Raw genomic sequence first — 25569 nt, 5'->3', positions numbered from 1 at the left:
AGAGAGGGACTTATCGTACAGCGCATACGATGTCCCTCTCTTCCTGTCTTTACCCTACCTTACCTGTACACTTATACGAGACGGTCACCCAATACATAGACTTCCGTTTGCGGTTCTCCATCAAGAAGCTGAGCCAAATGCCCGGACTGTTCCTTGAAAAAATCCGTACTGCCATGCTTGTCCAGCGTTTCCTTGCTGGCCCACTTCTCTACAAACATAAACTCGTTGGACGCCAGACTAATCTCCGTCAGTTCATAACTGACATAGCCCTCTTCCTTGACCGTGTTGTCCACCAGCTTTTGAGCAAGCTCCAGCAACGCTTCCCGTTTATCCGTCTTTACCTTGAATCGAACCATGACAAGCAGCATCTGCTTATCCCTCCTGTCACTTTCATGTTGTTGTACAATGCCAGCATACCGATTTCTCAGCAGCGAAGCAAATCGCTGCCGATCTTTCTTTTATCTTCTGCATAGGCAAGAAAAGAGGAACGCCCATGGTATATACCGTCATACTCCTGGTTATTCTGTCCGGATTTCTTCATGCGTTGTGGAATTTGTTTACGAAAAAAAGCACCAACAAGTTTGCTTTTTTATGGCATGCCCAGCTTGTGGCGATGATCGTCTTTTTACCATGGGCGCTAATGGTGGGCACCCAGGAGTCCTACACCCTGGTCAGTGTTTCTCTGCTGCTTCTATCCATGCTGGTGCATGCAATATATACCGGCTTGCTCGCCTATGCCTACACCATTGGCGACATGTCCCAAGTCTACCCGATCATGAGAGGCACCAGTCCGTTGCTCGTACCTGTCATCGGGGTCACCGTACTACATGAACAGCTTTCCCTGTTCGGTTGGCTTGGCGTGCTTCTCATTGTGATGGGGATGTTCTTGCTAAGTGATCTGACATATTGGAAGCGCCCACGACTCCGCCGTCAAGCAAGCAAGGCGCCGCTTGTCGCACTGGCGGTAGGCATCTGCATCACAGCAAATCTCGTGATAAACAAGATCACGCTGCTTTATTTTCATCCCGTTGTCTTGAATGGAGCCACTCACCTGGGCAATTTCATCGTACTCAGCTGGGTACTCTATCGATTGCGCACTCCGCATATCAAAGCTGAGTTTCGACTCCATTGGCGAACCATCCTGCTAGGTGGAGTCATTGCGCCAGGCGGGTACTTGTTGTTTCTCTACGCCCTTTCACTGGCTCCCGTCTCTCAGCTCGCTCCGATGAGAGAGATCGGTACCGTGTTTGGTACGATCATGGGCATCTGGATATTGGGAGAACGACAGGGCAGCAAACGAATCATCTCTTCCATATGGGTCACGTCCGGTGTTCTCTTATTAGGCCTGTGGGGATCTTGAGCTCAGGTCTCTTGCTCCATCCAGTCTGCGACCTGCATGGAAGAAGGATCGCCAGCTTGTCGAAGTCCGGCAATCGTTCGTTGTTTGCGCTCGCTGGTATGATGCTGATTCAGCTTGAAGTTGCCTTCCAGCCGATGTACCTGAATTCGAAATCCCATGACCATCTCCATCAAACGCTCATTTTCTTCACTAGATAAATCCGTACGCCACGGGGAGGCGAATCGGCTTTCATTTTGCTCAATGGATGCCTCCAGGATGGCAATCAGCTCATCCCGATTATCCACACATTCAAAACGTCCGTAAGCATGAACCGCCGTATAATTCCATGTCGGGGCGGTCTGCTTTTCTCCGTACCAGGTGGGAGAAATATAGGCATGTGGCCCCTGAAACACTACCAGTATCTCCTCCCTGATCTTGGACCAGTGGGGATTCACTTTGGCCATGTGGCCCAAAAGTTCCAGGGTATGGTTCTCCCCTCGCTTCACAACAAAAGGCAGATGGGTGGCCCACGGACCCTCCTCCGTTTGTGAAAACAGAATGCCAAAACTGTATGTGGTTATAAAGTCAGCCAATTTTTCCGGATCGTTCACCTGATTGACTGCTGGTATGTACATAGCGCACCCTCTCCTCTATTCCTTGTAAATGATTTTTTCCATTCTATCCCGCCATTCGTTTTCGCTGTTTATCCTTTTTCTATCATACCGCAAATTGGGCTGTGCAATCATTTCGCCAATTCGGAAGTACGATCATCCATTAATTTGGGATGAATAGATGATTCATCTTTGCTTCATCTACCGATGAGCGCATCGGTTTAACTGCCATTTTATGTTATGCTATTCCAAAATGGAACTCGCGGAAAGGGGGTGACGGACGATGAGAAGCGAAGCAGATATGTATAGACTCATGCTTGGCGTAGCCAGTCAGGATGAACGGATACGAGCCGTGTACATGAATGGTTCCCCTACCGATGCGCTTGCACCTAGAGATCACTTTCAGTAGCCTAAAACCATGAAAAAGATGAAGACGATGATCGAAGCCTAATCCGGCAGGAAACCTTCTCTGCTAAGCAAAATCTGATCCTCCGTAAAATCACCTTGAAACAGCGGATACACCTTTTCATGCATGCCTTTGCCGTACCACTGCTCCAGACCCATCTCTTCATATATCTGACGGATCTTCAATTGTTCGGTGCGCTTGCCTCCACTGCCATCCCCAGCGTAGAAATCATCAATGCAAACCCGATCCACGATCTCTGCAAGTTTCTTCGGAAAAGATGGACTGAAGGGCAACAGCGGGGCAAGGGTGGCCTGTGCGGGAAGACCCGATTCTGAGATTTGCTCCAATGCCCGCAGTCTCGCAGGAATCGGTGGGGCGGCGGGACTAAAGGCTTTGCGAACACGCTCCAGATCGGTTTCGATCGTCATGCTGATACGGATACGATCTTGTAGTTGCTGAAATAAATCGATGTCACGGGTAACGAGGGGACTGCGCGTCTGCACAAACAAAAAGTCCGGCTTTTCCTCTACCAGCACTTCCAGCAAGGACCGTGTAATCCTCGCCTGGTATTCCACAGGCTGATAGGGATCGGTACTGGAAGACATGAAGATCGTCACCTTGCCCTTTTTTCTCGCCTTGCGCATGTCGATTCGCAATTGCTCCGCCGCCTCTTCCTTCACCTGCACCCACGTGCCCCAGGGCTGACCACGAAACAGGCCCACAGGCATCCGGCGTACATAGCAATATGAGCAGGCGAATGCGCATCCCGCATATGGATTCAGCGAGTGCGTGTACCCTTCAAGAAATCCGCCCGTTACGGTCAAAATTTGTTTCGGCTGCTTATAGCTGATATCCACCTTCATCTGCCCACGGCTCCTTTATACCTCTTATGCATGTCATCCTGGTCATGGAGGTCATGCTTATCGTACAGATTAACCCTGTTATCTTATGTATGCGTCTATTGACCTACCCTACAGAATTCGTACCAAACTTCGGTTACTGACCGTTCTTTCAAAATTGGGACTTTTCAGACCGTAAGGTCTCTTAGGCCAAAAGGTCTCTTAGGTGCATCCAAATACCAGCTTTCAAAAGGAGAAATGAGATATGGAAGCTTCTCTATTAGCAAAAGCAAAAACAGCAGCCAGCGATGCTGCCGTAGCAGCGGGTCAGATAGCCAGACAACATTTTGGTCATGAAATAATCAGCACGGAGAAAGACAAGTTTGGAGATCTTGTCACCCACGTGGATCATTTGGCTGAACAGAAAATATTGACCATCCTCATGCAGCAATTCCCGGATCATCACTTGTACAGTGAAGAATCCGGTCATGTGGGTCCAGACAGCGAATGGATGTGGCTCATCGATCCGCTTGACGGGACCCATAATTATGCCGTTGGCCTTCCCTTATACGGGGTGGTGATCACGCTGCTCTATCAACAACAGCCACGGCTGGGTGTCATCTATGATTCCGTCCTCGATCGCCTGTATATCGGAGAACAGGGGCACGGCACAACATGCAACGGGGCCCCGATTCCATTGAAACCTCTTCATTATCACAACAGACTGAAAGCCCCTACGGCGGGATGGGTACAAGGGTATCAGGTTCAGCAGGACCCCATTGCCAAACGAATACGACATCAGATGGAAAAGCAATGCAAACGTGTACTCAATCTTTGGGCTCCCTCCCTGCTGTGGGTCATGCTCGCTCGGGGAGACCTGGATGCCATTGTGGTCTATCAGACAGAAGAAGAAGACTTGTACGCGGGGGTTCTAATCGCACAGGAAGCGGGAGCCGTGATCACCGATTTCCAAGGAAATTCCTTTACGGGGATGCTGGATGAGCCCTGCCTGGTAGCCGCCCTGCCTGATCAGCATGAGCACATTCTTCATCTCGTACAAGCTGTTTTAGGATCAGCCTAATCCAGATGAAGGGAAAACAGGAGTCAGATAAGAACAGCAGAAAGGAGCAGGGATGCTGTATTCACGCATCCCCTGCTCCTTTTGCTTCGATCTATTTACAATCTCCTCTTGCTTTCTCTCTCTGATATTCGGTCATTTCTGCTTGTCACTTTCACGCTGCCTGGTGGCAACTAACGAGCCCATCGGTTAAACACGGGCTTCGCTCGGCAAATCCCTTACAGCTCAAACTTGTTGACAGCTTCCTTCAGGTCGCCCGCCATGCTGGACAGCATGAGAATAGCCGCATTCATCTCCTGAACGGATGCACTTTGCTGTTGTGCAATCGCTGCCACTTGTTCTGCTCCCGCAGCCTGTTCCTGTGTCACACTGGAGATTTGCTGCATGGAACCTGATATACCGGTAAACGAGTCTCTCGTCTGCTGCATCGCTGACATGAGTACCTCTGTTTTCTTCGCAAACTCCTTGATGCCCTTAAAAATGACGTTCAGATGCTCATATGTATCCTGAATGGAATGGTGGCCCTGGTTCACCATATGATGACTGCGCTCAATATGCTGCACCACTTCCTGGCTGTCTGCTTTCGTATTCAGGATTCGTTCCGAAATGGATTGGGCCGCCCTGGACGATTGCTCCGCCAGCTTCTTCACCTCGCCCGCTACCACGGCAAAGCCCTTGCCATGCTCACCGACCCTGGCTGCTTCAATCGACGCATTCAAGGCCAGCAAATTGGTCTGCTGCGAGATCCCTACAATCAGGTCGATGATTTCCACAATTTCCTCGGAGCGCTGGTCAAGACGGGAAGCGGTCTGCTGCGACTGCTGCATCGTACGCTTGATGTCATCCATTTGTGAGATGGTTGACTCCAGTAGGGTTTGACCCGTTTCCGCGCTGCGGGCGACGTGACTTGCGATCGTCACCATTTCCGCGGATTCGTTCGTGACCGTCTGCAGCTCCTGATCCATATTCATGACCGTATCGGTACTGAAGGAAACGGAAGTGACGACTTCATTGATGCCCTGATTGATCTGGGTCATCGAATCGGCTACCTGCTCGGCTCCCCGCTGTGTTTCCCCTGCCGAACCTCTCAGCTTCTGACTGGATTCTGCAATTTGAATAGAGGAACTGGACATGTGAGAAAGCAAGGTGCGCAAGCTTTGCCGCATCGTGGTAAATGCTTCTGCCAGCTTTCCGAATTCATCACTTCTGCGGTTCTCAACATTGTATGTAAAGTTGCCTGATGCCATATATTGCGACGCTTTTACCAGTTCATTCAGCGGCTTGATGACCAGCCGACTAATGAACAGCGCAATCAGGATGCCTACGACCAGAACAGAAATGGTGATAGTTACCGTCAGCGTTGTCGCCTGCTCGGTCGTTTGCGGAATGACGGTCGCATCCAGATCAATGCCCGCAATCGCGGTCACCGTCCCGTCGCTTGCTTCGAGTGGAATAAACACAGATTTATGAATGCCGTATTCATCTTCATAAATATCACTGATCATGATCGTCTTCTCACTGACTGCCTGATTCATTTCTTCCGTAAACGGGTATATAAGCATATAGTCATCTGGAACGCCTGTCAGCAAAATGATACGGTCCGTATCCGACTGCTTTTCCAAAATGTACACATTTTCCAACTCATATTCAGCTTGCAGCTGATCCAGTTTGCCTTTGAGGACTTGGTAAGGCTCATCCCCGATGCCCTGAATCTCATCATAGCGGTACGGCAGCTCTGCAAGTTCTGAGGACAGGATCTGAATATTGGTATGCAACCGTTTGTCAAACTCCTCTACCAGCTTGTCCGCCAAGCGATTGTTGGTCACATAGGCGGTAATGGAAAAAGCGAGCGACGTGAGAATCAGCAATCCAATCAAGCTCAAAATCATTTTGACCGCCATGCGGCTGCGAATCGGGTGGAACAATTTTCGAATGGTGTTCATGCATTACACAGCTCCTCTCATATACATCAGTTGCTCCCAATTCTTAAACGTTTCTGCTACCCTCTCCTTTACATATTGAATGATATCCGGTACGTCCTTGCGTTCCGTATAAGGAGAGATGATAAAAACCTTGCTGGCATATAAAGACAACGTTTCCCCTTCTGCACTTCTCACATTCAGATGCTTTTTGGTATCCCCAAAAAACATCTCATTTCGTCGTTCCCCGAGACGTTCAAACAGCATCTCGTTCAGCATATTGTTGCGCTTCAGATCGTAAATCGAACACGTTCCCGAGATTTCCTGCTGATATCTCGGCGCACCTTCGGGATAGATTCGGAACAGTGTTGTAATGCCCGGATTATCTGGATTCACAACCTCCACGCCTGGAATTTGTGCTAACCCCTCCCGGACGGCGCAGCTCACTTCAACAAACTGTCCCAGAAGACGTTGATACCCCTCAATGCCAAAAGCCGTCAACGCCGCCATCATCGATACCGCACTGGCCATACGCGAGCATTCCAGTGTATATCCCGTATGATATTGACCGTAGCCACGGTGACCCACATAAGGCGTTTCCTCCGGCGCCAGATCCATCGGTTCAAGATCAGCGGCATCCTTCACGAGAAACAGGCTGGTCACATAGGGGGTCTGTCCGAGTTTCTGGAAATCAAAACAGAGAGAGTCGGCCAACGCCAGCTTATTCAGCTTGCCTGAGATTTGCTCTAGTGCTTGCAGCGCCTGCGGCGTGAAGCCAAGCGGATTATGTTCAAAGTCATAGGTATTGAAGAAAGCGAAGAAGCCACCCAGAGCGGAATCCGCATGAATGTGCGGACGTCTGAGACCATGTGCATTTGCTATTTTTTCTGAAGTCTCATAAACCTCAGCGAGATCGTCTATGCCCATCGCGTCGGTCGTGCCAGTTGTTGCCACGATGTAAATCGGCACCCCACCGAGTTCGATCACACGTTTCATTTTTTCTTTCAAATCCTCCATGTTCATGGAAGAATCCGTATTGCAGGCAACCTTGACTAGCTTGTCACGTCCCATTCCAACCGCTTCTACTGACTTCAGCAGACTATAATGGGCAGCCTCACTCGTAAACGCATACAAATGATTGGGAATCCCTCTCTCCATCGCATAAGGGGCAAACTTGGCAATGGCAGCTCGAAGCCCCGTGAACACGGCACCCTGTCCTCCCCATGTCGTATATCCACCGCTCTTCGTGTGATCATAGCCAATGAGCTTGGACATCATGCTGATGACACTGACCTCTGCTTCTGCGCCTGCCGGACCGTAGACGTCCCACAGATTGTTCCCGTTCAGGAGCATCGCAGCCATCATGCCGACAATGCCGGGTGTACTGGCCATCGGTAAAATATTGGTTATAAAACGTTTGGTATGAAAAGGATGATCCTTCATCAGATCAATCAGTTTCTCGTTAACCTGTTCCATGGAGCCTGAACGATATGGAATATGGCTGTTCTCAATCAGATTCTGATAGAATTGCTCGCCCCGCTGCTTGTCTCCCTTCAAGTGCACGCGATCCGGATCTTTTAATGCATCCATGCCTGACAGTAATTGTTCGATCCATGAAACGATTTGTTGCCGGTCCTCCACGTTTCCATCGGTACTCGGAAAATAACGCTGCATGCTAGTTTGTTCCATTGTTTCCATCATCTCGACTCCTTTCTGATTGTCAAATCTCTCTAAATTAAATAAACTATAGCTAGAGAGACAGCTATAGTTCACCTGCAAACGAATGCAACTGGCTGACATGCCTGTTCAGGCTAAGTCCCTATAGCTTTGCGTCCCTGCTTTTCAACAGGTTTGCCTAATACCATATTCGATTGTATGTTGTCAAATAAAATTATGTAGTATTTCACAATCGTGAAAAGCATCTTGACAGCGCCGAGTAAGTATATTCTACTATGTTTCATTTCATTTTTCTAGTACATTTTTCTCGATTTTGTTTATTTCGTATGCCAAATTTGAAATTTTTGCGAAAGGGGTTTCATTTGTGATCCATTCGATTGCACTAACAACGCAAAAGCGCGATCAGATGCTGGATATTACGCGTGATGTCCAACATCTCCTCGACAAAGAAAAAATTTCAGACGGTGTCTGTATCGTCTATTCGCCCCACACAACAGCAGGGATATGCATCAATGAGAATGCAGATCCCGATGTAGTCCGCGATGTATTGATGCGTCTCGATGAGGTTTTCCCTTGGGAACATCCGAAATATCGACACGCTGAAGGCAATACAGCTTCCCATCTCAAGGCGATCACTACGGGCACCTCGCAAACTATCCTTGTCCAAAACGGGAAATTGGTCCTGGGTACCTGGCAGGGAATTTACTTTTGTGAATTTGACGGGCCACGAAACCGAACTTGTCTGATTCGGATCGCTGCGGACGCCTGAGCCAGCCTTTCCCTATTTCGATCAAAAAAAAGCCACCGCATCTGCTTCTCTTCCCTGATCCGGGAGTGAAGACAGACGGTGGCTCTTTATGTATATCGGATTCACGCATGAGGTGACCGTCTTGAAATCTGTACCTCAGCGCTGAACCGTTTCGATATCCGCCAAATTTTTTAATAGATTATTGCATAAGAACGTAATATGATCGTTTGCCAGCTTTTGAACTTCGTCATAGGTTTGATCGAAGCGATTGCAGTAGGTGACGAATCCGTGCAGAGACATAAACAGGCTCCACGGCAGCGAAAACAGGCTGATTTCAATCGAAGCGGTTTCTTCCAGCGCCGCATTAACGGCACGTGAGAACAAATCAAAGCACTTGGCCTGTTCGGTTCTGGAATAGCGACGCAGGTCATTGTCCTGAATGAGAAACATGATCTCGTACTGGAATTTGTTTTGCAGACCAAACTGGATAAATTCCTCCATCATGATCTTCAGCCGTTCCATGGCACTGTGCTTGCCATCATTCAATATTTTCATCTGCCGATTAAACAAATGGGTAAAATCATCGACGACCAGGTTATAGAACAGTTCTGCCTTGTCCTGAAAATGATAGTAAAGCGATCCATGGCTATACCCTAATTTTTTGGCAATTGCGCGCATCGAGACCGATTGATATCCTTTCGTTGCAAAAAGCTCTCTCGCTACCTCTACAATGATTTCACGATTCAATTCTTGCTCTACAGCTTTTCTCGCCACTTTCCCACCTCACCCTTTATTTATTCACAAAGCTTCAAGGGCCACATTGCGATCATGATCCAGGTATATGGATGCGGATGATGCAATCATACCCTGTCCTTGCGTCAAATCTGTCATCCAGGCCACAAAGGCCTCCGCCTGTTCCGCCAAAGGATAACAAGTCAGCGTCACCTTGTCTGTGAACTTTGTCTCTCCCATGTGCATCTGACGGTTGCGCAGTTCATTCTCCACCTTGCCATGCCAGGTGTAGTCAATGCAGATCTCAACAGGTGTATGCAGCACCCGGTAAATGTGCCCCGCAGACTCCAGGGCGGCGACAGCTCCGTCCGTATAGGCTCTGATAAGCCCCCCAGCTCCCAGCATGATGCCTCCGAAATAGCGGGTCACAACGATCGCGACATTTTTCATTTGCTGATTCTTGATGACTTCCAGAATGGGCTTTCCTGCGGTACCACTGGGCTCCCCATCATCTGACTGCTTCTGCACTTCATCCCGCTCACCCAGGCAGTAAGCAAAACAGTTGTGGGTGGCAGACCCGTGTTCCTTGCGAATCTCTTCTATAAATCGGACGGCTTCTTCTTCGCTCTCCACTGGCTTGGCGTGGCCGATGAATCTCGACTTCTTGATGACCACTTCTTTAAAGCCTTGATGCTTCACAGTTCTAAAGTACGGCAGCGTCATAAGCTAAGTCCTCCTTAAAGGTTGAAAAAGCGGCAGCTCACAGAAGTGAACTGCCGAGATGACTATTCGTTTTGGGCCAAACGAGCTTCCAGCTCTGCTTTTTCTGCTTCAAAGCCCGGCTTGCCCAGCAAGGCAAACATGTTCTTCTTGTAAGCTTCTACGCCCGGCTGGTCAAATGGATTTACTCCGAGCAAGTATCCGCTGATGCCGCATGCTTTCTCGAAGAAATAAGCCAGATAGCCGAACCAGTAAGGTGTTTGCTCTGGAATGGTGACGACCATGTTCGGGACCTGACCATCCACGTGCGCCAACAGTGTGCCCTGGAAGGCCTTCTTGTTCACGAAATCCATGGATTTGCCTGCAAGGAAGTTCAGGCCATCGAGATTGTCCTTGTCTTCTCCGATGATGATTTCCTCTGCAACCTGATCCACCTGAATAACGGTCTCAAACAGATTGCGTGCGCCTTCCTGAACGAATTGTCCCATGGAATGCAGATCAGTAGAGAAATCAACGGAAGCCGGATAGATCCCTTTGTGGTCCTTCCCTTCGCTCTCCCCATACAGCTGTTTCCACCACTCGGATACGAAGTGCAGGGAAGGCTCATAGTTGACCAGGATTTCAATTGCTTTGCCTTTGCGATACAGTGCGTTACGAACAGCCGCATACTGATACGCAAGGTTCTCGGACAGGTTCGGATTGGCAAACTCTGTGGCCGCATCCGCTGCCCCTTTCATCATTTCCTCGATGTTAATGCCCGCTGCAGCGATCGGCAGCAAGCCCACCGCAGTCAGAACGGAATAGCGTCCGCCTACATCGTCTGGAATGATAAAGGACTCGTAGCCTTCTTCATTTGCCAGCTTTTTGAGCGCACCTTTCTCCCGATCAGTTGTGGCATAGATGCGAGCGCGTGCTTCTTCCTTGCCGTATTTCTGCTCCAGCACTTCACGGAAAATGCGGAATGCAATCGCCGGCTCTGTCGTCGTACCGGATTTGGAAATGACGTTGACGGAGAAATCACGATCCCCGATCAGTCCCAGCAAATGCTTCACATAGGTCGAGCTGATATTGTTGCCTGCGAAGTAGATTTCCGGCGTGTTGCGCTGCTCCTTCGGCAAATAGTTGTAGAAGTTGTGGCTCAGCATTTCAATGGCCGCTCTCGCACCAAGGTACGAACCGCCAATTCCGATCACCACGAGCACTTCGGAATCGCTTTGAATCTTCGCTGCGCTTTTCTGGATGCGTGCGAATTCCTCTTTATCATACTGGTGTGGAAGATCGATCCACCCCAAATAATCGGAACCTGCACCTGTCCCCTGATGAAGCTGTTCATGCGCCAATCGAACAGGCTCCGCTAAGTAATCCACTTCATGCTGATTCACAAAATTCAGCACATTTCTGTAGTCAAATGTAAACTGGCTCAATCCATTCTCCTCCGTTTCAGCAAAATCTTCATCTGTTTTCATTTTTCAATCGTGTATGCTCGGATCTCTTACTTAAAATCATACTTGATGCCCTGCGCAAATTGCAAGTGAACTGCGTCACAGACACCCTGTTTTCTTCCTTTGTTGAAAAAGAAGCGAGCACACAATTCGCAGGCTCGCTTCTCTTCTCTCTATGGAACCATTACAGCATTTCTTTTACGCGGCGCACGGCCTCTTCGACCGTAAAGCCGTATTCTTCGATCACTTTATTGCCTGGAGCAGAAGCGCCGAAGGTCGAGATGCCCATGATGTCCCCTCGATCACCCACATATTTTTCCCATCCGAGCGGGTAAGCCATTTCGATCGCCAGTCTGGCAGGTACATCCGGCAAAATAACCGAATCCTTGTATGCCTTCGACTGCTTCTCGAACAGTTCCCAGCTCGGCATGCTGACCACGCGGACATGGATATTTTCTTCTGCCAGCTTTTGCTGCGCTTTCACTGCCAGCTGCACTTCAGAGCCAGTAGCGAGAATCTGCGCCTGAGGCTGTCCATTGGCTGCGTCGGAGAGGACATAAGCTCCTTTGGCCATTCCGTCCTTGGCCAGCTCCGCTGATCCTTCGAGAATCGGCAGACCTTGACGCGTGAGCACCAATGCGACCGGACCATCGTTGTTTTCAACGGCATATTTCCACGCATAGGAGGTCTCATTGCCGTCAGCCGGGCGAATGACCTTCATGTCCGGAATAATGCGAAGAGCAGGAAGCTGTTCAATCGGCTCATGGGTAGGTCCATCTTCCCCAACGCCAATGCTGTCATGGGTCAGAACGTAGACAACCGGAAGCTTCATCAGTGCAGCCAGTCGGATAGACGGACGCAGATAGTCAGAGAATACGAAGAACGTACCGCCATACGGACGAACGCCACCATGCAGCATCATTCCGTTCACCGCTGCACCCATGGCAAATTCTCTTACGCCAAAGTAAACATTGCGGCCCTCATAGCTGTCCGGACGGAATACACCCAGTCCCTTCATGTGGGTATTGGTGGAGGATTCCAGATCGGCAGATCCACCCACAATCGTCGGTACCCGATTCGCCAATGCATTCAGCGCACTTCCAGAAGCCGCACGCGTCGCCATAGCTTTGTCTTCCGGGCTGTAGATAGGCAGATCCGCATCCCATCCCTCTGGAAGCTCATTGTTTATCGCTTGTTCGAACTGCTTGGCCAGCTCCGGATAAGCGGCTTGATACTTGGCAAACATCTCTTTCCAAGCTTTCTCTGCCTCTTCCCCTTGCTGTTTCACTTCCGCAAAATGGGCGCGCACTTCATCCGGTACGTAAAAGTCTTCTTCGCTCTCCCAGCCATAGAATTGCTTGGTCAGGACGGTTTCATCCTTGCCGAGCGGTGATCCGTGAGGACCAGCATGTCCACCTTTTCCGCCTTTGTTCGGGCTGCCGTAACCGATCACCGTTTTCACTTCGATCAGGGTCGGCTTTTCTGTTTCAGCCTGCGCCTCTTTGACCGCCGCATGAATCGCAGCCAGATCATTTCCGTCCTCAACACGCAGAACCTGCCAGCCATGACCCTCGAAACGCTGTGCGACATTCTCGGAATAGGAGAGGTTCAATTCGCCGTCCAGGGAGATGTCATTGGAATCATAAAGTACAATCAGCTTACCCAGCTTCATGTGTCCAGCCATGGAAGCAGACTCACTGGAAATCCCCTCCATGAGATCGCCGTCGCCACAGATGGAATACGTAAAGTGGTCAATCACTTTGTAATCCTCTTTGTTGTATGTAGCAGCCAGGTGTGCTTCTGCGATTGCCATCCCCACTGCCATCGCAATCCCTTGTCCGAGCGGACCGGTCGTCGCGTCTACCCCTGCGGTATGACCAAACTCCGGATGACCAGGCGTCTTGCTTCCCCACTGACGGAAGTTTTTGAGATCCTCTATGCTCAGGTCATAGCCGCTCAGGTGAAGCAGGCTGTACAGCAGCATAGAGCCGTGTCCGGCTGACAAAACAAAACGGTCCCGATCAATCCAGGATGGATTTGCCGGATTGTGTTTCATGAATTGCGTGAACAGCTCATAAGCCATTGGCGCCGAACCCATCGGCATACCAGGATGCCCGGAATTGGCCTTTTCGATGGCGTCAATCGCGAGTGTCCGAATCGTTGTCACTGCTAGTTGTTGCACATTTTGGTTCGCTGACATGTATAAATTCCTCCTCCAATTTTCGCTTGCACTATTGTATCATTTGCCGTGAGGCATTGCCACATCATGCGCTGAAATGCTGAAAAGTCCAACATTTTTGCCAATCATTTTATCGTACTCTCTGCTACGTGAACATGCACTGTTTGCACCTTTTCATGCATTATTGTACATAGATATGCATTTGTTGCACTAGATGAACACGATCGTTTTGTTCTCATGCACGAGGATGCGATCCTCCACATGCCACGATACCGCACGCGCCAGGACGATCCGCTCGATATGGCGACCGATTCGCTTCAGATCGTCCACATTGTCCCGGTGGCTCACCCGCTCCACGTCCTGCTCAATAATCGGGCCTCCGTCCAGTTCCTCTGTCACATAATGGGCCGTCGCGCCGATCAGCTTCACGCCGCGGTTGTGGGCCTGTGCATATGGCTTGCCCCCTACGAAGGCCGGAAGGAAGGAGTGATGGATATTAATAATCCGGTTCGGATAATGCTTCAGAAACTGCGGGGAGACAATCTGCATATACCGCGCCAATATAAGGGTATCGACATCTTCATCAATGATCTCCAGATGCTTGCGCTCCGCTTCTGCCTTTGTATCCGCCGTGACGGGGATGTAATGGTACGGAATCTCAAACGACTCCACCAGCTCACGCATGTCCTCGTGATTGCTGATGACCATGGCAATATCGGCATACAGATCCCCGGCGTGCCACTGCCACAGCAGCTCCAGCAGACAGTGATCTTCCTTGGAAACGAAGATCGCCAGCCGTTTCTTTTGTCCGGCCAGATGCACACTCCAGTTCATTTGAAACTGGTCTGCAACGGCCTGGAAGTCTTGCTTAAGCTTCTCGATGTGAGAAAGGATGTCTGGCAAATCGAATTCAATCCGTATAAAAAACATGCCGCCCTCAGGGTCCATCGTATATTGATCGGACTGGACGATGTTCGCACCCTGTTCAGACAGAAAGCGGGATACCGCCGCCACGATACCCGGGCCGTCCGGACAGGAGATCAGCATGCGAGCGCGATTTTTTTTGATTTCGTCTGTTTTGCTTGCTTTTGCAGGAATCGGCTTCATTCTGCTCCTCCTTTTTCAGCGAACCAGGCCGTCAGTCGATGGTTGATTTGTTCCTCAGTCAGAGACGGGAAAAGGTCTTCCTCCACCAACTGGTCATACAGCCGCTCCATCGGCTCTCTCGGGTCCGCCTTTCTCGCCTTCGCATCCTCCTTCAGCCATGCCCACGTGTCGAGCACGAATTTGCGTGGATGGATGTCTTTTTTCGTAAAGAAATGGTGGATTCGCTCTACATCTTCGAAGAATTCCGCGCCAAAGCGCTGCTCGGCTTCTCCGCGCAGCAACGCGATCTCTGCCTCATACATCGGTCTGGAGGTCGCGCTGTCCTTGCCAATCCACGGCGTCTCCAGAATCATCGGCAAATGTTGGAGCGAAGGATGGTCCACAATGTTCTTCATCGCCTGGAAACCGATCATGCCAGAACCCAGAGTGGCATGTCGGTCTTTGCCTGCGCCACGCATGTTTTTGCTGTCATTCAGATGCAGGACGGCCAAACGGTTCAGCCCGACCACATCGTCAAACTGTTTCAGCACCCCGTCCAAATCATTCACTACATCGTAACCGGCATCATGGATGTGACACGTATCCATGCATACCGTTAATCGCTCATGATGGGTCACTTTCTCTATAATCTGCGCAAGCTCCTCGAAGCTGCGGCCTATTTCCGTTCCTTTACCCGCCATCGTTTCCAGCGCAATGTTGACATCCGTTTCCCGAATGCCTTCCAGCACTTCATTCAGCCCTTCCGCAATTCGCTGCACGCCGAACTCGGCATCCTTGTCTGTGAAAGCGCCCGGATGGAGGACGATGTTCTTCACACCGATATAGTGTGTGCGATGAATTTCCTGCTGCAGGAAATCCACAGCCAGCTGGTATGTGTTGCTCTTGTAGGAGCCCAGGTTGATAATATAAGGCGCATGGACGACGATCTCTTCCATGCCGTGCTCCTTCATCAGCGCCTTGCCTTCTTCAATATATTGGTCTTCAATCGGTTTTCTTCTCGTATTCTGCGGAGCTCCTGTATAGATCATGAAGGAGCTGGATCCGTAACTTGCGGCTTCTTCCGCTGCGTTCAGCAGACCTTTGGCGGAAAAAGACACATGTGAGCCAATCTTCAACATCGTGCATGTCTCCTTTTCAATTCACTATGTTCTATTGTACTAAGATTAGGAAACAGTAGCAATGAACAAAGACGAATGCTACAATATTTGAGGAATATACGGTTTCGACATGGGAAAAAGAGGGGTTGAGACAGCATGCCGGAATGGTTTGCATGGTTTATTTTTTTCTGGGTATTTGTATTAGTGGGATTCATGGCCATCGGTGGCTATTTCATGTTCCGCAAATTTCTGAAAGTATTGCCTCAGGACGACGGAAAATCCAAGCTGGACTGGCAAAATTATTATGTAGAACAAAGCCGGGAACTGTGGACAGAGGATAGCAAAGAGTTCCTTGAATTGCTGGTCTCTCCTGTTCCCGGTCCGTTTCGAGATATTGCAAGGCATTCCATTGCCGCCCGGATCGGGCAGGTCGCACTCGAGCGCAACGCCGACGCTGTTACACGGGACGATTGCATAGAAGGCTATATACTGGCTACGCCGAAGCGGGATTACAAGAGTCTGACCAGCTTTCTCGACAAGCGTCAGATCGACTACACCCGATTTCGCCATCTGCTGAAATAACCCGTACCGTGGCTGTTTCCCCATCAGCACGGTCTCTGATTCACAGACTCCCCTTGATGCGAGCTGACTTCACCTGAAGCAGTCGCATCAAGGGGATTTTTATTTGTACTTGCCATTCCCGATAACCGGCCACATAAGAACACAAGAGGCATCAAACGGAATCAGATGAGCCCGAAGCAGCCCATTTCCTTGCTTGGAAGGCCAGATGGCGGGATGCGCATTACGGTTTCTTGTACGCCATAACCGTCCGGTACATGGCCCGATTTTTCAGCTTCAGGAACAAGCTGACCGCCGGAGAAAAGTTGGCTTCAATGATCCAGATTCGCCCGGACTGGTCAAACGCCATATCAAAACCGACGATGCGCAGACCCGGATAGTGAACCCCCAGCCGGTTAGCTGCACGAACGGCCAGCAGGTTGATGCGCTTCTCATAGCTTCTCAGGGCGGCCGTCTGAAGATGGGGCGACCTGCTGATGACCGTGCCAAGAGGAACGACATGGCCGCTGCTTCTTCTCACATTGGTGATCTTGTAGCCTTGCCCTGCAACCTTGGCCAGCTTGCCGGTTACGACCCAGTTTCCCCCTCGCTTGCGCTGCACCATGACGCGCAGGTCAAACAGCCTTCTGTTCACGGAGGCGAGCGGAATCGCTTTCTGAATAATCTGATGCCTCGACTGCCTGGCCACGAATGCATATCCATGGTCTACCGTACGCAGTACCCGTCTGGATCTTCCAGACTGGATCAGACACGCTCTTCCCCGTCGAGAGACAAAGAGCACCCCTTTCCCCCCAGAGCCATTGGACGGCTTCACAATGACCGATCCATGTCTAGCCAGCATGCGCCGGAAATGCGGTCGGCTTAACGGGACGGTTTCCGGTAAATGAACGGCTACCGTCGACGACTTCATCATGAACAGATGCTTGCTGTATTTACTTCGGCTCGGCCAACCCATCCGTATCGTCCCCCTTTTCGTTTCGGATCAAATCGTGCTCGACCACTTCGGTGATCCGGTTCGCTTCGTCTACAAAGACAACCGTAGGCTTGAGATTTGCCACTTCTTCCTCATCCATCCATCCCATGCTAAGAATAATGACGATATCCCCTGGCTGAAACAAATGAGCAGGCGGTCCATTCAGACAGATCTTGCCTGTACCCGATGGCGCCTCTAGTGCGTATGTTTTCCAGCGTGTGGCATTGCGCAGGCTGGTGACCTGAACCATTTCATACGGCAGGATATGAGCTGCCTTCATTAAATCCCGATCAATCGTAATACTCCCTACATAATCGAGCTCCGCCTGGGTGACGGTCGCGCGATGAATTTTCCCTTTGCACATATGACGCTGCACTATTTCTTCCTCCTGTCCTGACATCGGTGTGCTGGACTTGTCATCCGCCAGATCGACTGCAAACGAAATCAGCCGACATCCATCTGCATTGCAGTTCTCTGTATCGTATGTGGATACAGGTTCGCATTCTCTATGCGCACGCACAATTTGCGAAAAGTGGACAAATGCCGTGCAGGTGCAGCGCGGTGGTGGATACGTTAATTAAGAAATGGATGGATGTGCGTGAAGGATCGATGCAACAGGCTAAAAGGGGATGGAGGTTGAGGTTGAACATGAAAAGCTTGAAATTGACCTGTTCCTGCTGTGGCAGCAAGCGGGCATATCAATACGAGGCCAAATGCTCCTGTGGCGGCACCCTGCTCGTCACCTATGATCCGGAGCAGGTTCTTCAGACCATGACCAAAAAAGGGATGTTCACCCGAGAAGCTTCCATGTGGCGCTATCACGAGCTGCTGCCGATTCAGGATAAACGGCATATCGTTTCCCTGGGCGAAGGCTGGACCCCTCTGCTTTATATGAAAAATCTAGGAGAAGAAATAGGACTCGATCGTCTGTGGATCAAGCGGGAAGAACAGAATCCCACCGGCAGCTTCAAATCTCGCGGGTTTTCGGCTGCGGTATCGATTCTGAAGGAGAGGGGCGTGGTTCGGGCTGCGGTTCCTTCCAACGGCAATGCGGCTTCGGCGCTGGCTGCGTATGCGGCGCGCGCCGGAATGGAATCGGTTGTGATCGTTCCGATGGATTGCCCGGGTCTTATTGTGGCGGAATGTGAGCATTACGGCGCCAAAACATTCCGTATTGACGGCTATATTCATGACGCCGGACGGATGCTGGATGAAGGGGCAGAAGCGTTCCAATGGACCAACGTAGGCACCCTGCGTGAGCCTGGAAGGGTCGAAGGCAAGAAAACGATGGGGCTGGAGCTGGCTGAACAGTTCGACTGGTCTCTACCCGATGTCATTGTGTACCCGACAGGCGGCGGATCAGGGATTATCGGTATGTGGAAGGCATTCAAGGAACTACAGACTCTCGGCTGGATTACAGACCCGCTGCCAAGGCTGATCTGTGTCCAGGAGGACGGCTGTGATCCGATCGCACAGCATTTCAACAGGGCGCAGGCACGTTCCCATGACCCGCAACATATCGAACCCACCTCTTCCCCAACCGGGATGCGTGTTCCACAGCCGCCAGATCTTCCACTTCTGCTGCGTATTCTTCGCGAAACGAACGGCGCAGCTGTTACGGTTACGAGCAAGGAGATTCGGGCCGCTCAAAACCAGCTGGGTCTGCACGGCCTGTCTGCCTCACCAGAGGGAGCCGCCACACTGGCGGGATGCAAGCAACTCGTGGAGGCCGGAAATATCCACAAAAAAGAGAGGGTTGTATTGTTCAACACCTCTCATGCTCAAAAATATGTGTCGCACACTGCGAATGCGCCGATCGTGTCAAGCTATGCCGAGTTGAAAGCACACCTGCTCTCGTAATGTTTCCAGGGAGGGGCTGCTCACACAGCCTCTTTCTGATCTACGCTTTTTTCTCCGGTCAATCTCTGCCAACCCTTACATCCTTATTGTCCGGTACATGAATGTTGGACTGCGGTCAACCATGTCTCGCAGGCAGCACGGCTGTTATGGCAAGCTTGCACTCTGTTGGCCCAGTTCTGCTCTCCATGCCTGCACCTGTTCATATTCCTGATCGATCAGCTTCCGGAAATCTTGCTCCAGCTGATCATATTCACTGGCCTTTCTTCTCGAAATGGCCATCGCAATGCCATAGCTGAACGTATCCCATGATTTCGCCAGCTGATGTAAGCTGCTGTGAATTGCAAACCCGTTGCGCTCTGCAAATTCTGCCAGCTGCTCACGTGTTTTGATTAATATTTTCTGAAAGCCAATGATCTTGTAGATCTCATCGTGCAAATCCTGTTTGTCCGTCTCCAGGTATTGATCGCGAATGCAGTCAATAAAGTTCAGGCCTGCCTGAATGTTGGCTGCAAGCGAGTAGGCATCAAGTGCTTCACCCAGACATGACGCTTCACTCATCGCAGCAAGCCGGGACTCTGTCTCCCAGCGATTGACTACCGAAAAAGTGAGAAATGGCGTGAATGCATCGGAAAAACGGCGGTTGAATGGTGTATCGATTGCTTGCTGGACGTGTTCCTTGCTCACCTCATAATATTCATCATGGAACATGTCATAAGCCTGATAGCGATCTTCGTCCAGCATTTTAACCAGCAGTTGCAGGTTCCAGTGGTCATGATCATACGGGGCTGGATCAAGGACAGAATATCTGAGATTGATCGTCATCGGCAAGACAGACTGGTGCGACAGCACCTGATCGGCATAGGTAATCGCCTCGGCCGGACTCCCGATGTCCGGGAATCTCATCTCAATACCCACCCGCTTCAGAAAATGCTGAACCACCTGCTCAGGATGCTCGGTAAGCAGGAACGGGACCTGCGGCAAATGATCCAGCTTGAAGAACTGTGGTGACAAATACAAATATTCAAACGGAAAGCGCAAATCATGCACGTGTGTCAATGAATTGTAGACACTGGCCAGCACACAATTATAGGAAGACTGCAACTTCATGGCAAGCATGACCTCTCTTTCAAAATGGTGTTTTCTACATACGAACCCATTTCCATCAGAAGATGATGCTCATCCAAGAACATCTGCTCAAGCTTGTCGGTGATTTGCTGCAAATCCTGAGGGGATCTTCGAACCAGGGCGATCCCCAGCATGTTTTTGAAGGTGAGATGCAGTTCAGTCAATCTGTGCAGATGCTCCGCGTGGGGATAGCCCAGTCTGGACATCGCCTCTACAAAGATCATGCGGGAGCGGGAGATGACATCGTGAAAGTTACTGTATTTGTATTTCTCCATCGCATCCGGCTTGCGATCGGCAAACTGCATGAAGGACTCGGCATAGGCCCGCCCCTCTCGCAAATTGTGTGCAAGCGGATAGGCTTGCACGATGCCTGTATAGGTGCTCGCATCGACGCTGGCTGTCTGCAGTCTTTGCTGCACCGACTTGGTATCCAGCTCATACTCGATACAGAGAAAAGGCGTAAAACCCGTTCCAAACCGATAATTAAAGGGCGTATCGATCGCTTTCTGCAGATGTGAGATCCGCACCTGATAGCGCTCGTTTTCAAACTGATCAAACATCTCATAATGATCCTCGTCCAGTCTGCCCACGATCAAGTGATAGTGCATAATGTCGTTGTCAAAGGGAAGCGGGTCCAAAATGTCATAGCGCAGATTGATATTGACCGGTACAATCTCCCCGAGCTGCAAGCGCTGATCCGCAAAACGGATGGCGCCATACACATCCCCGACTTCCGGATACACGATCCGGGCACCCGCCTGTGCGACAAAGCGGTCGATCGTCACTTCTGGTGACTCAGGCAAGAGGAAGTGATCCCGGTAATAGACATGAAACATCTGCTGCTGCATCACCATGGATTCAAACTCAAAACGGTATTGGTGGTTGCAGGTCATGACATTATAGACGGATGCGAGCATACAGTTGTAGTTTGCCTGAAATGACATGAGTTCCCTCCCTTATGCGTGGGGCTTGGCGGCTGCTGCCGCTTCCTTGTAGGCTGTCGATCTGCCGGCATAATGTCCGACAATGGGTTTGACCCGTTCGTACCACTCCGTGAGCGATCCAGCCGTATGGGCAAAATCTGTGGGGATGATGGAAACGACCGTATCATGCAGATACGGAAGCCGGGCCAGTCGATCCAAACGATACAGATGGGTTAAATCCTTAATCTGGGTGGAAGTGATGGCTTCATCATTCATCTGCCATGCAGCGGGAGACCAGGGCAAAGCCACTGCCCGTTCTACCGCCTCCCGAATCTTCGGAGACAAGGTTCGGTAATCATAATTGGCGGCATAACGAAGTGCCTGCCGGGAAAACTGTGCATACCGTTCATCACTTTTCAGCAGCTGTACCGAATAATCGATCACTTGCTGCTCATCGATGACAGGTTCCGCTTCCGTCCAGTCGCAATCAACCAGGTAGCCGTCTTCCCCGTGCCGCACCACTTCCATGAAGCCATTCCAGGCGGTGCACACCACTGGCAGTCCCCACGTCTTGGCTTCGATCAGATTGTAGCCAAACGTTTCCCCGACATCGGTAGAGAGATTGATCAGCATATCCGATTCACGAAACAGCCTGTCTTTCTCTTCGCCTACCACGGCACCGGTAAACTGGACGTGTGCTTGCAATTGATGCTGCGTTATCAGCTCATCCAGCTCCTGTTTGTAGCTGGCGACCTGGTTCTCGTCATCTCCAGTAAATTCTCCCGCGATGACCAGCCTGACCTGTTCCACCTGCTCACGAATACTGGAAAAGCATCTGAGCAGGACATGCAGGTTCTTCACATCTTCGATCCGTCCGATGGAGAGCATTTGAAAGGAACGGGGACGAGTCTGTCGATCACCGGCCTCCATCTCCTGCAGATGAATACCCAGCGGAATCAGTTCGGCTTGCTCATAAACCGGAGAGATATGCGTCAGGGCGCGTTTACAGGACGCCGTACTTACGAGTAGGACATCCTTGGGCGTGATCCAGGGAGCCACACTCATCCAGAGCTTCATCCAGTAGGTCGAGCCGACGCAATGGGCAATGAAGAGGATACCGAGATCCAGCTTGGCTCGATCCCTGGCCATCATCAGGTACGGTATCAGAGTCGGGGTGTTCACGTACAGCATTTGAATCTCGTATTTGTCACACAATTCTGTCAATTCAGTGGCTACTTGATCCAGTGAGGCTGGCAGCTGCTCATTCAACGTTTCGAAGGAAGCTCCGAACAATCGACGAATGTACGTAGGCGGAATGGTCACGACATCGATGTAAGCACCGACATAATCCAGCCACTGCTTCTCGACCACACGCTGGTTGATGCGATACCACTGTCTGCCCAGATAGCCCACCTTGATCGCTTCTGTACTCATGCGACCATCTCCTGGACGACCCATAGCGAACCATCTGCGGACAATCGGTTATGCATTGGCCTTCTGCCCTTCCAGATAGGCGACCAGTTCCGACAGGTTCATTTTGCCGATGGCTTCAATATCTGTCTCCGGTACACGGGTGCCGTATTTCTCTTCCAAATTGACAATCAGTTCAAACATCGAAATGGAATCCAGATCGAAGGCCTGCTCGATGGGCAAGGCAGCGTCGGTTTCCGCAGGCACCTCCATGTTCATTTTCTCCTCACATACCTGCTTGATATAGGATTGCAGTTCGATGACTTGTTCGTTCATCATTTTCCCTCCCATTTAATAGTTAGTATTGACACACCTATCCTCACTCTATCGAATCCCCCTCTTATTGAACACTTCCAATATTGACATCCTTTTTGTTATTTCTTGTTTCTTCTACACTTTCCCTTTATTTTCTTATTCCATCGTGTTACAGCCCCCTCTCTGTCCCTTTCTGTCTATGTAGATGGGATACTTCAGAGATGGATGCAAGCTCTATTAGCTCATGGCAGTACGAGGACTTGAAATCCAACGAAGTTCTACAGCGTTAATTCGCGAGAGGTGTATAGCGGCAGCTTGTTTTTAATGAATTTGGCCATTTTGTTGGCAAGTCCAGGTTCTATCACCATAAAGATTAACGTTTTCTCCTCTTCACCTTCTGATGGGAGATAACGAATCAAGAGAAAGAAGGTGAATTTATGCTTATGCCCGATTGCGGCTATATCAGTAGAGGCAGCCCATCCAAACTGATTCCCAATCATCGGCCGCGTGAACGTAGCCTTGCTGTCAAAAATCAGATTCCTGCCCAGCACATCTTCCACCATTTTGATTTTGGTATAATCGAGATCCACAACCTTTGAAGCTTCCCCACTCACATTCATGATGAGCTTATCTGCAGTGAAGTGCATATAGGCTGGTGTATAGGGTTTAATCCCCGGCACTCCATACATGTGAAGCGTTTGGCCATACACCTTTGCTCCTTTTTGCTTCGCTTCTTTTTTCTCATTTCTCTTCAATTTCCATCCAATCAGCATAAGACCAACCAGGATGAATACCACGATATATTCCACTGAGCACCTCTCTTATGTCAGACATATGATTCATTTCCATTTTAATAGATGTCGCTAAATATTAACATGTTTAATTTTAGTGGCTAGAAATGACTTTCTTTTTGCGGTGCTAAGATGTCACACATTCAGGCTTTAGGCTTGTGAAACTGACAGAAGTAATTAATAAAAAAAGAACTTCAAATAGTTCACTACATAAAGTGATTTCTATTTAAAGTTCAAACACTACCTTTGCTTTTCGTTTTAGGTCAAGCAGTACATTTAACAAAATATGCATGATCTATTGATCCGTGATTTGTTTACACCTGTTTCCCAACCATGGGCATTTTTACGAGGCCATATACACATGGTCGCTGTGATGACCTGACCCGTTAAGTATTAAATTCAAATGTTCACACGAGTGCATGACAGTTAACAAGCGTTTCATCGTGGTTTTAGGAGTTCATATTTATGGGATACTCTTGGATGATCTCATCCTTTTCCACATCAATTAACACAAACTTATAATACCCTAGACCAAAGCCATCCTGATCATGTGGAATCAACGTTCCGACTACTTTTGAACGAATGCCGACAAATGGACGATCTCCGTTCAATTCCGCTCCACGCAATGACACAATTTCACGACCCGACGTTTCCTGATCTGCGGACACGATAAATTGATTCTCTTCAGCCTTGTACTCGATTGAATACGCTAGTGCGTCCAGATTGTGATTGTCACCGTCAAATTCTATTTTTTCTATTTCGTTCCTAATCTCCGCTTCTGATAACAGGGATATCTTCATATTTTCAAAATCAATCAGGTACGTATCAGCAAGTAGACCTTGCTTGCCATTCAATGAAAACTGCAAATTATGATCGATGAAATGTTGTGATGACTGTTTAAAGGCAATGGCTCGATCGATTTCATTATTTGAAATATTGTATCTTATCAAGTGATAACCAAATGCTGCATAGATATATTCGGATTCATTAGGATGCCACATAGACCAGCCGATAGAACCCCAAATAGCGGTTTTTAATTGTTCTCTAGCCACTTCCACATCCATAAAAGAGACAACATGATCCTGCTTGGACTCTTCTTGGTTTGCTTGAACTTGATCCTCATTTATGTTCAATTCCCCATTCGTACATGCAGTTAACATACACGCAAATAAGAGCACCACACTCACTATATACATAAATTTGTTCATTAACTTCGCTCCCTCTACCTAACTGATATCTGCTTTTTCTAATCAGTTGGTATATATTTCAAAAAGAGCGTATCATACTCATATTGTCGAAGTGAGGAAAATCTTGTCGAGAAAAAAATATATTAATTATAGCCCATTCATGATTCTCATCGAATGTTCAATCATCCATCAACTCATCAAGAATATCCATCAACGATAAGAAGAGAAATGTGATACGGATCGTTCACGACTAAGAAATCTAGTGGGGAACCAGTCGGTTGCTGTTCACTTATCCGATCGATGTATGTATAGTAAAAATGTCATTCTCCAAAAGATATAAAAAAGTGATTAGTTATGGTGATTATTATTAGAATTTGATAATTGATGAGTCTGTAAACTAGATTGTGTAAACTCCTAAATCTATTAAAATAGAGGTAGGAGAAAGGTTGGGATCTACACATGGGATTATGGACGAAAGAGCAGCTTCGCGCATTCATCAAAGAAAATAAGTT

Annotated in this window: 25 protein-coding genes and 1 riboswitch; of the genes, 6 read left to right on the top strand and 19 right to left on the bottom strand. The window is 49.4% G+C overall.

Annotated features, from left to right (window positions below):
- Positions 1-71: 71 nt before the first annotated feature.
- Entirely contained in the window at positions 72-368 is a 297-nt protein-coding gene (locus tag ACFSUC_RS06140) for a putative quinol monooxygenase (RefSeq protein ID WP_379928617.1), read from the bottom strand.
- Positions 369-493: 125 nt separating this feature from the next.
- Here ACFSUC_RS06140 and ACFSUC_RS06135 point away from each other — a divergent pair, with 125 nt between their 5' ends.
- Positions 494-1360 carry a DMT family transporter gene (locus tag ACFSUC_RS06135; RefSeq protein WP_379928616.1) on the top strand — a complete coding sequence of 289 codons (867 nt, stop codon included), beginning with the start codon at positions 494-496 and terminating at the stop codon, positions 1358-1360.
- A 2-nt stretch (positions 1361-1362) separates the two neighbouring features.
- Here the strand turns inward: ACFSUC_RS06135 and ACFSUC_RS06130 are convergent, their stop codons facing one another.
- Positions 1363-1974: an FMN-binding negative transcriptional regulator gene (locus tag ACFSUC_RS06130; RefSeq protein ID WP_379928615.1), complete on the bottom strand. Its 612-nt coding sequence runs from the start codon at positions 1972-1974 to the stop codon at positions 1363-1365.
- A gap of 259 nt (positions 1975-2233) precedes the next feature.
- Between ACFSUC_RS06130 and ACFSUC_RS06125 the strand changes: the two genes are divergently transcribed.
- Entirely contained in the window at positions 2234-2359 is a 126-nt protein-coding gene (locus ACFSUC_RS06125; RefSeq protein ID WP_379928614.1) for an aminoglycoside 6-adenylyltransferase, read from the top strand.
- 38 nt (positions 2360-2397) lie between these two features.
- Here the strand turns inward: ACFSUC_RS06125 and ACFSUC_RS06120 are convergent, their stop codons facing one another.
- Positions 2398-3219 (bottom strand): SPL family radical SAM protein, encoded by an 822-nt coding sequence (locus ACFSUC_RS06120; protein WP_379928613.1) that lies wholly within the window; start codon positions 3217-3219, stop codon positions 2398-2400.
- Positions 3220-3460: 241 nt separating this feature from the next.
- On the opposite strand from ACFSUC_RS06120, the gene ACFSUC_RS06115 reads away from it, so the two are divergent.
- Complete coding sequence (locus ACFSUC_RS06115; protein ID WP_379928612.1) at positions 3461-4276, top strand: inositol monophosphatase family protein; 816 nt, start codon at positions 3461-3463, stop codon at positions 4274-4276.
- A gap of 215 nt (positions 4277-4491) precedes the next feature.
- On the opposite strand, the gene ACFSUC_RS06110 is transcribed toward ACFSUC_RS06115, so the two are convergent.
- Complete coding sequence (locus tag ACFSUC_RS06110) at positions 4492-6216, bottom strand: methyl-accepting chemotaxis protein (protein ID WP_379928611.1); 1725 nt, start codon at positions 6214-6216, stop codon at positions 4492-4494.
- A 3-nt stretch (positions 6217-6219) separates the two neighbouring features.
- Positions 6220-7890 (bottom strand): pyridoxal phosphate-dependent decarboxylase family protein, encoded by a 1671-nt coding sequence (locus tag ACFSUC_RS06105; RefSeq protein WP_379928610.1) that lies wholly within the window; start codon positions 7888-7890, stop codon positions 6220-6222.
- Between the two features lie 83 nt (positions 7891-7973).
- A riboswitch (cyclic di-GMP riboswitch) is annotated at positions 7974-8058 on the bottom strand.
- A gap of 175 nt (positions 8059-8233) precedes the next feature.
- Between ACFSUC_RS06105 and ACFSUC_RS06100 the strand changes: the two genes are divergently transcribed.
- Complete coding sequence (locus ACFSUC_RS06100) at positions 8234-8638, top strand: secondary thiamine-phosphate synthase enzyme YjbQ (RefSeq protein ID WP_379928609.1); 405 nt, start codon at positions 8234-8236, stop codon at positions 8636-8638.
- A gap of 135 nt (positions 8639-8773) precedes the next feature.
- On the opposite strand, the gene ACFSUC_RS06095 is transcribed toward ACFSUC_RS06100, so the two are convergent.
- The 6 genes from ACFSUC_RS06095 to ACFSUC_RS06070 all read right to left on the bottom strand — a co-directional run bounded on the left by ACFSUC_RS06095 (position 8774) and on the right by ACFSUC_RS06070 (position 15915).
- Complete coding sequence (locus tag ACFSUC_RS06095; protein ID WP_379928608.1) at positions 8774-9391, bottom strand: TetR/AcrR family transcriptional regulator; 618 nt, start codon at positions 9389-9391, stop codon at positions 8774-8776.
- A 24-nt stretch (positions 9392-9415) separates the two neighbouring features.
- The gene (locus ACFSUC_RS06090; RefSeq protein ID WP_379928607.1) at positions 9416-10072 is read right to left on the bottom strand and encodes a YigZ family protein; all 657 of its coding nucleotides are present in this window, start codon (positions 10070-10072) and stop codon (positions 9416-9418) included.
- A 62-nt stretch (positions 10073-10134) separates the two neighbouring features.
- The gene (locus tag ACFSUC_RS06085; protein WP_379928606.1) at positions 10135-11493 is read right to left on the bottom strand and encodes a glucose-6-phosphate isomerase; all 1359 of its coding nucleotides are present in this window, start codon (positions 11491-11493) and stop codon (positions 10135-10137) included.
- Between the two features lie 202 nt (positions 11494-11695).
- Positions 11696-13711, bottom strand: a complete 2016-nt coding sequence (gene tkt / locus ACFSUC_RS06080; RefSeq protein ID WP_379928604.1) for a transketolase — start codon at positions 13709-13711, stop codon at positions 11696-11698.
- Between the two features lie 189 nt (positions 13712-13900).
- The gene (purU, locus tag ACFSUC_RS06075) at positions 13901-14797 is read right to left on the bottom strand and encodes a formyltetrahydrofolate deformylase (RefSeq protein WP_379928602.1); all 897 of its coding nucleotides are present in this window, start codon (positions 14795-14797) and stop codon (positions 13901-13903) included.
- On the bottom strand, positions 14794-15915 hold the full coding sequence (locus tag ACFSUC_RS06070; RefSeq protein ID WP_379928601.1) for a deoxyribonuclease IV: 1122 nt from the start codon (positions 15913-15915) through the stop codon (positions 14794-14796). Before ACFSUC_RS06070 ends, purU begins: the two co-directional genes overlap by 4 nt.
- 135 nt (positions 15916-16050) lie before the next feature.
- Here ACFSUC_RS06070 and ACFSUC_RS06065 point away from each other — a divergent pair, with 135 nt between their 5' ends.
- Positions 16051-16476 (top strand): DUF2621 domain-containing protein, encoded by a 426-nt coding sequence (locus ACFSUC_RS06065; protein ID WP_379928600.1) that lies wholly within the window; start codon positions 16051-16053, stop codon positions 16474-16476.
- 220 nt (positions 16477-16696) lie between these two features.
- Here ACFSUC_RS06065 and ACFSUC_RS06060 read toward each other — a convergent pair whose 3' ends face one another.
- Both ACFSUC_RS06060 and panD read right to left on the bottom strand, forming a co-directional pair.
- Positions 16697-17428 carry a YheC/YheD family protein gene (locus ACFSUC_RS06060; protein ID WP_379928599.1) on the bottom strand — a complete coding sequence of 244 codons (732 nt, stop codon included), beginning with the start codon at positions 17426-17428 and terminating at the stop codon, positions 16697-16699.
- Positions 17406-17822 (bottom strand): aspartate 1-decarboxylase, encoded by a 417-nt coding sequence (gene panD / locus ACFSUC_RS06055; RefSeq protein WP_379928598.1) that lies wholly within the window; start codon positions 17820-17822, stop codon positions 17406-17408. The genes ACFSUC_RS06060 and panD overlap by 23 nt, the downstream gene beginning before the upstream one ends.
- Before the next feature lie 272 nt (positions 17823-18094).
- Here panD and ACFSUC_RS06050 point away from each other — a divergent pair, with 272 nt between their 5' ends.
- Entirely contained in the window at positions 18095-19306 is a 1212-nt protein-coding gene (locus tag ACFSUC_RS06050; protein WP_379928597.1) for a threonine synthase, read from the top strand.
- A gap of 144 nt (positions 19307-19450) precedes the next feature.
- On the opposite strand, the gene ACFSUC_RS06045 is transcribed toward ACFSUC_RS06050, so the two are convergent.
- The 6 genes from ACFSUC_RS06045 to ACFSUC_RS06020 all read right to left on the bottom strand — a co-directional run bounded on the left by ACFSUC_RS06045 (position 19451) and on the right by ACFSUC_RS06020 (position 25078).
- On the bottom strand, positions 19451-20413 hold the full coding sequence (locus tag ACFSUC_RS06045; RefSeq protein ID WP_379928596.1) for a hypothetical protein: 963 nt from the start codon (positions 20411-20413) through the stop codon (positions 19451-19453).
- Entirely contained in the window at positions 20410-21375 is a 966-nt protein-coding gene (locus tag ACFSUC_RS06040) for a hypothetical protein (protein ID WP_379928595.1), read from the bottom strand. The genes ACFSUC_RS06045 and ACFSUC_RS06040 overlap by 4 nt, the downstream gene beginning before the upstream one ends.
- Positions 21376-21387: 12 nt before the next feature.
- Entirely contained in the window at positions 21388-22788 is a 1401-nt protein-coding gene (locus tag ACFSUC_RS06035; protein ID WP_379928594.1) for a glycosyltransferase, read from the bottom strand.
- A gap of 48 nt (positions 22789-22836) precedes the next feature.
- Complete coding sequence (locus ACFSUC_RS06030; RefSeq protein WP_379928593.1) at positions 22837-23100, bottom strand: acyl carrier protein; 264 nt, start codon at positions 23098-23100, stop codon at positions 22837-22839.
- A gap of 257 nt (positions 23101-23357) precedes the next feature.
- Positions 23358-23888, bottom strand: a complete 531-nt coding sequence (locus ACFSUC_RS06025; protein WP_379928592.1) for a hypothetical protein — start codon at positions 23886-23888, stop codon at positions 23358-23360.
- Between the two features lie 431 nt (positions 23889-24319).
- Positions 24320-25078: a hypothetical protein gene (locus tag ACFSUC_RS06020; RefSeq protein ID WP_379928591.1), complete on the bottom strand. Its 759-nt coding sequence runs from the start codon at positions 25076-25078 to the stop codon at positions 24320-24322.
- Positions 25079-25569 lie beyond the last annotated feature (491 nt).

It is taken from the genome of Marinicrinis sediminis (genome assembly GCF_042685085.1).
In the GTDB taxonomy this organism is placed as follows: domain Bacteria; phylum Bacillota; class Bacilli; order Paenibacillales; family KCTC-33676; genus Marinicrinis; species Marinicrinis sediminis.
The sequence above is the reverse complement of the archived record's forward strand: the minus strand, read 5'-3'. Positions and strand labels throughout refer to the sequence as shown.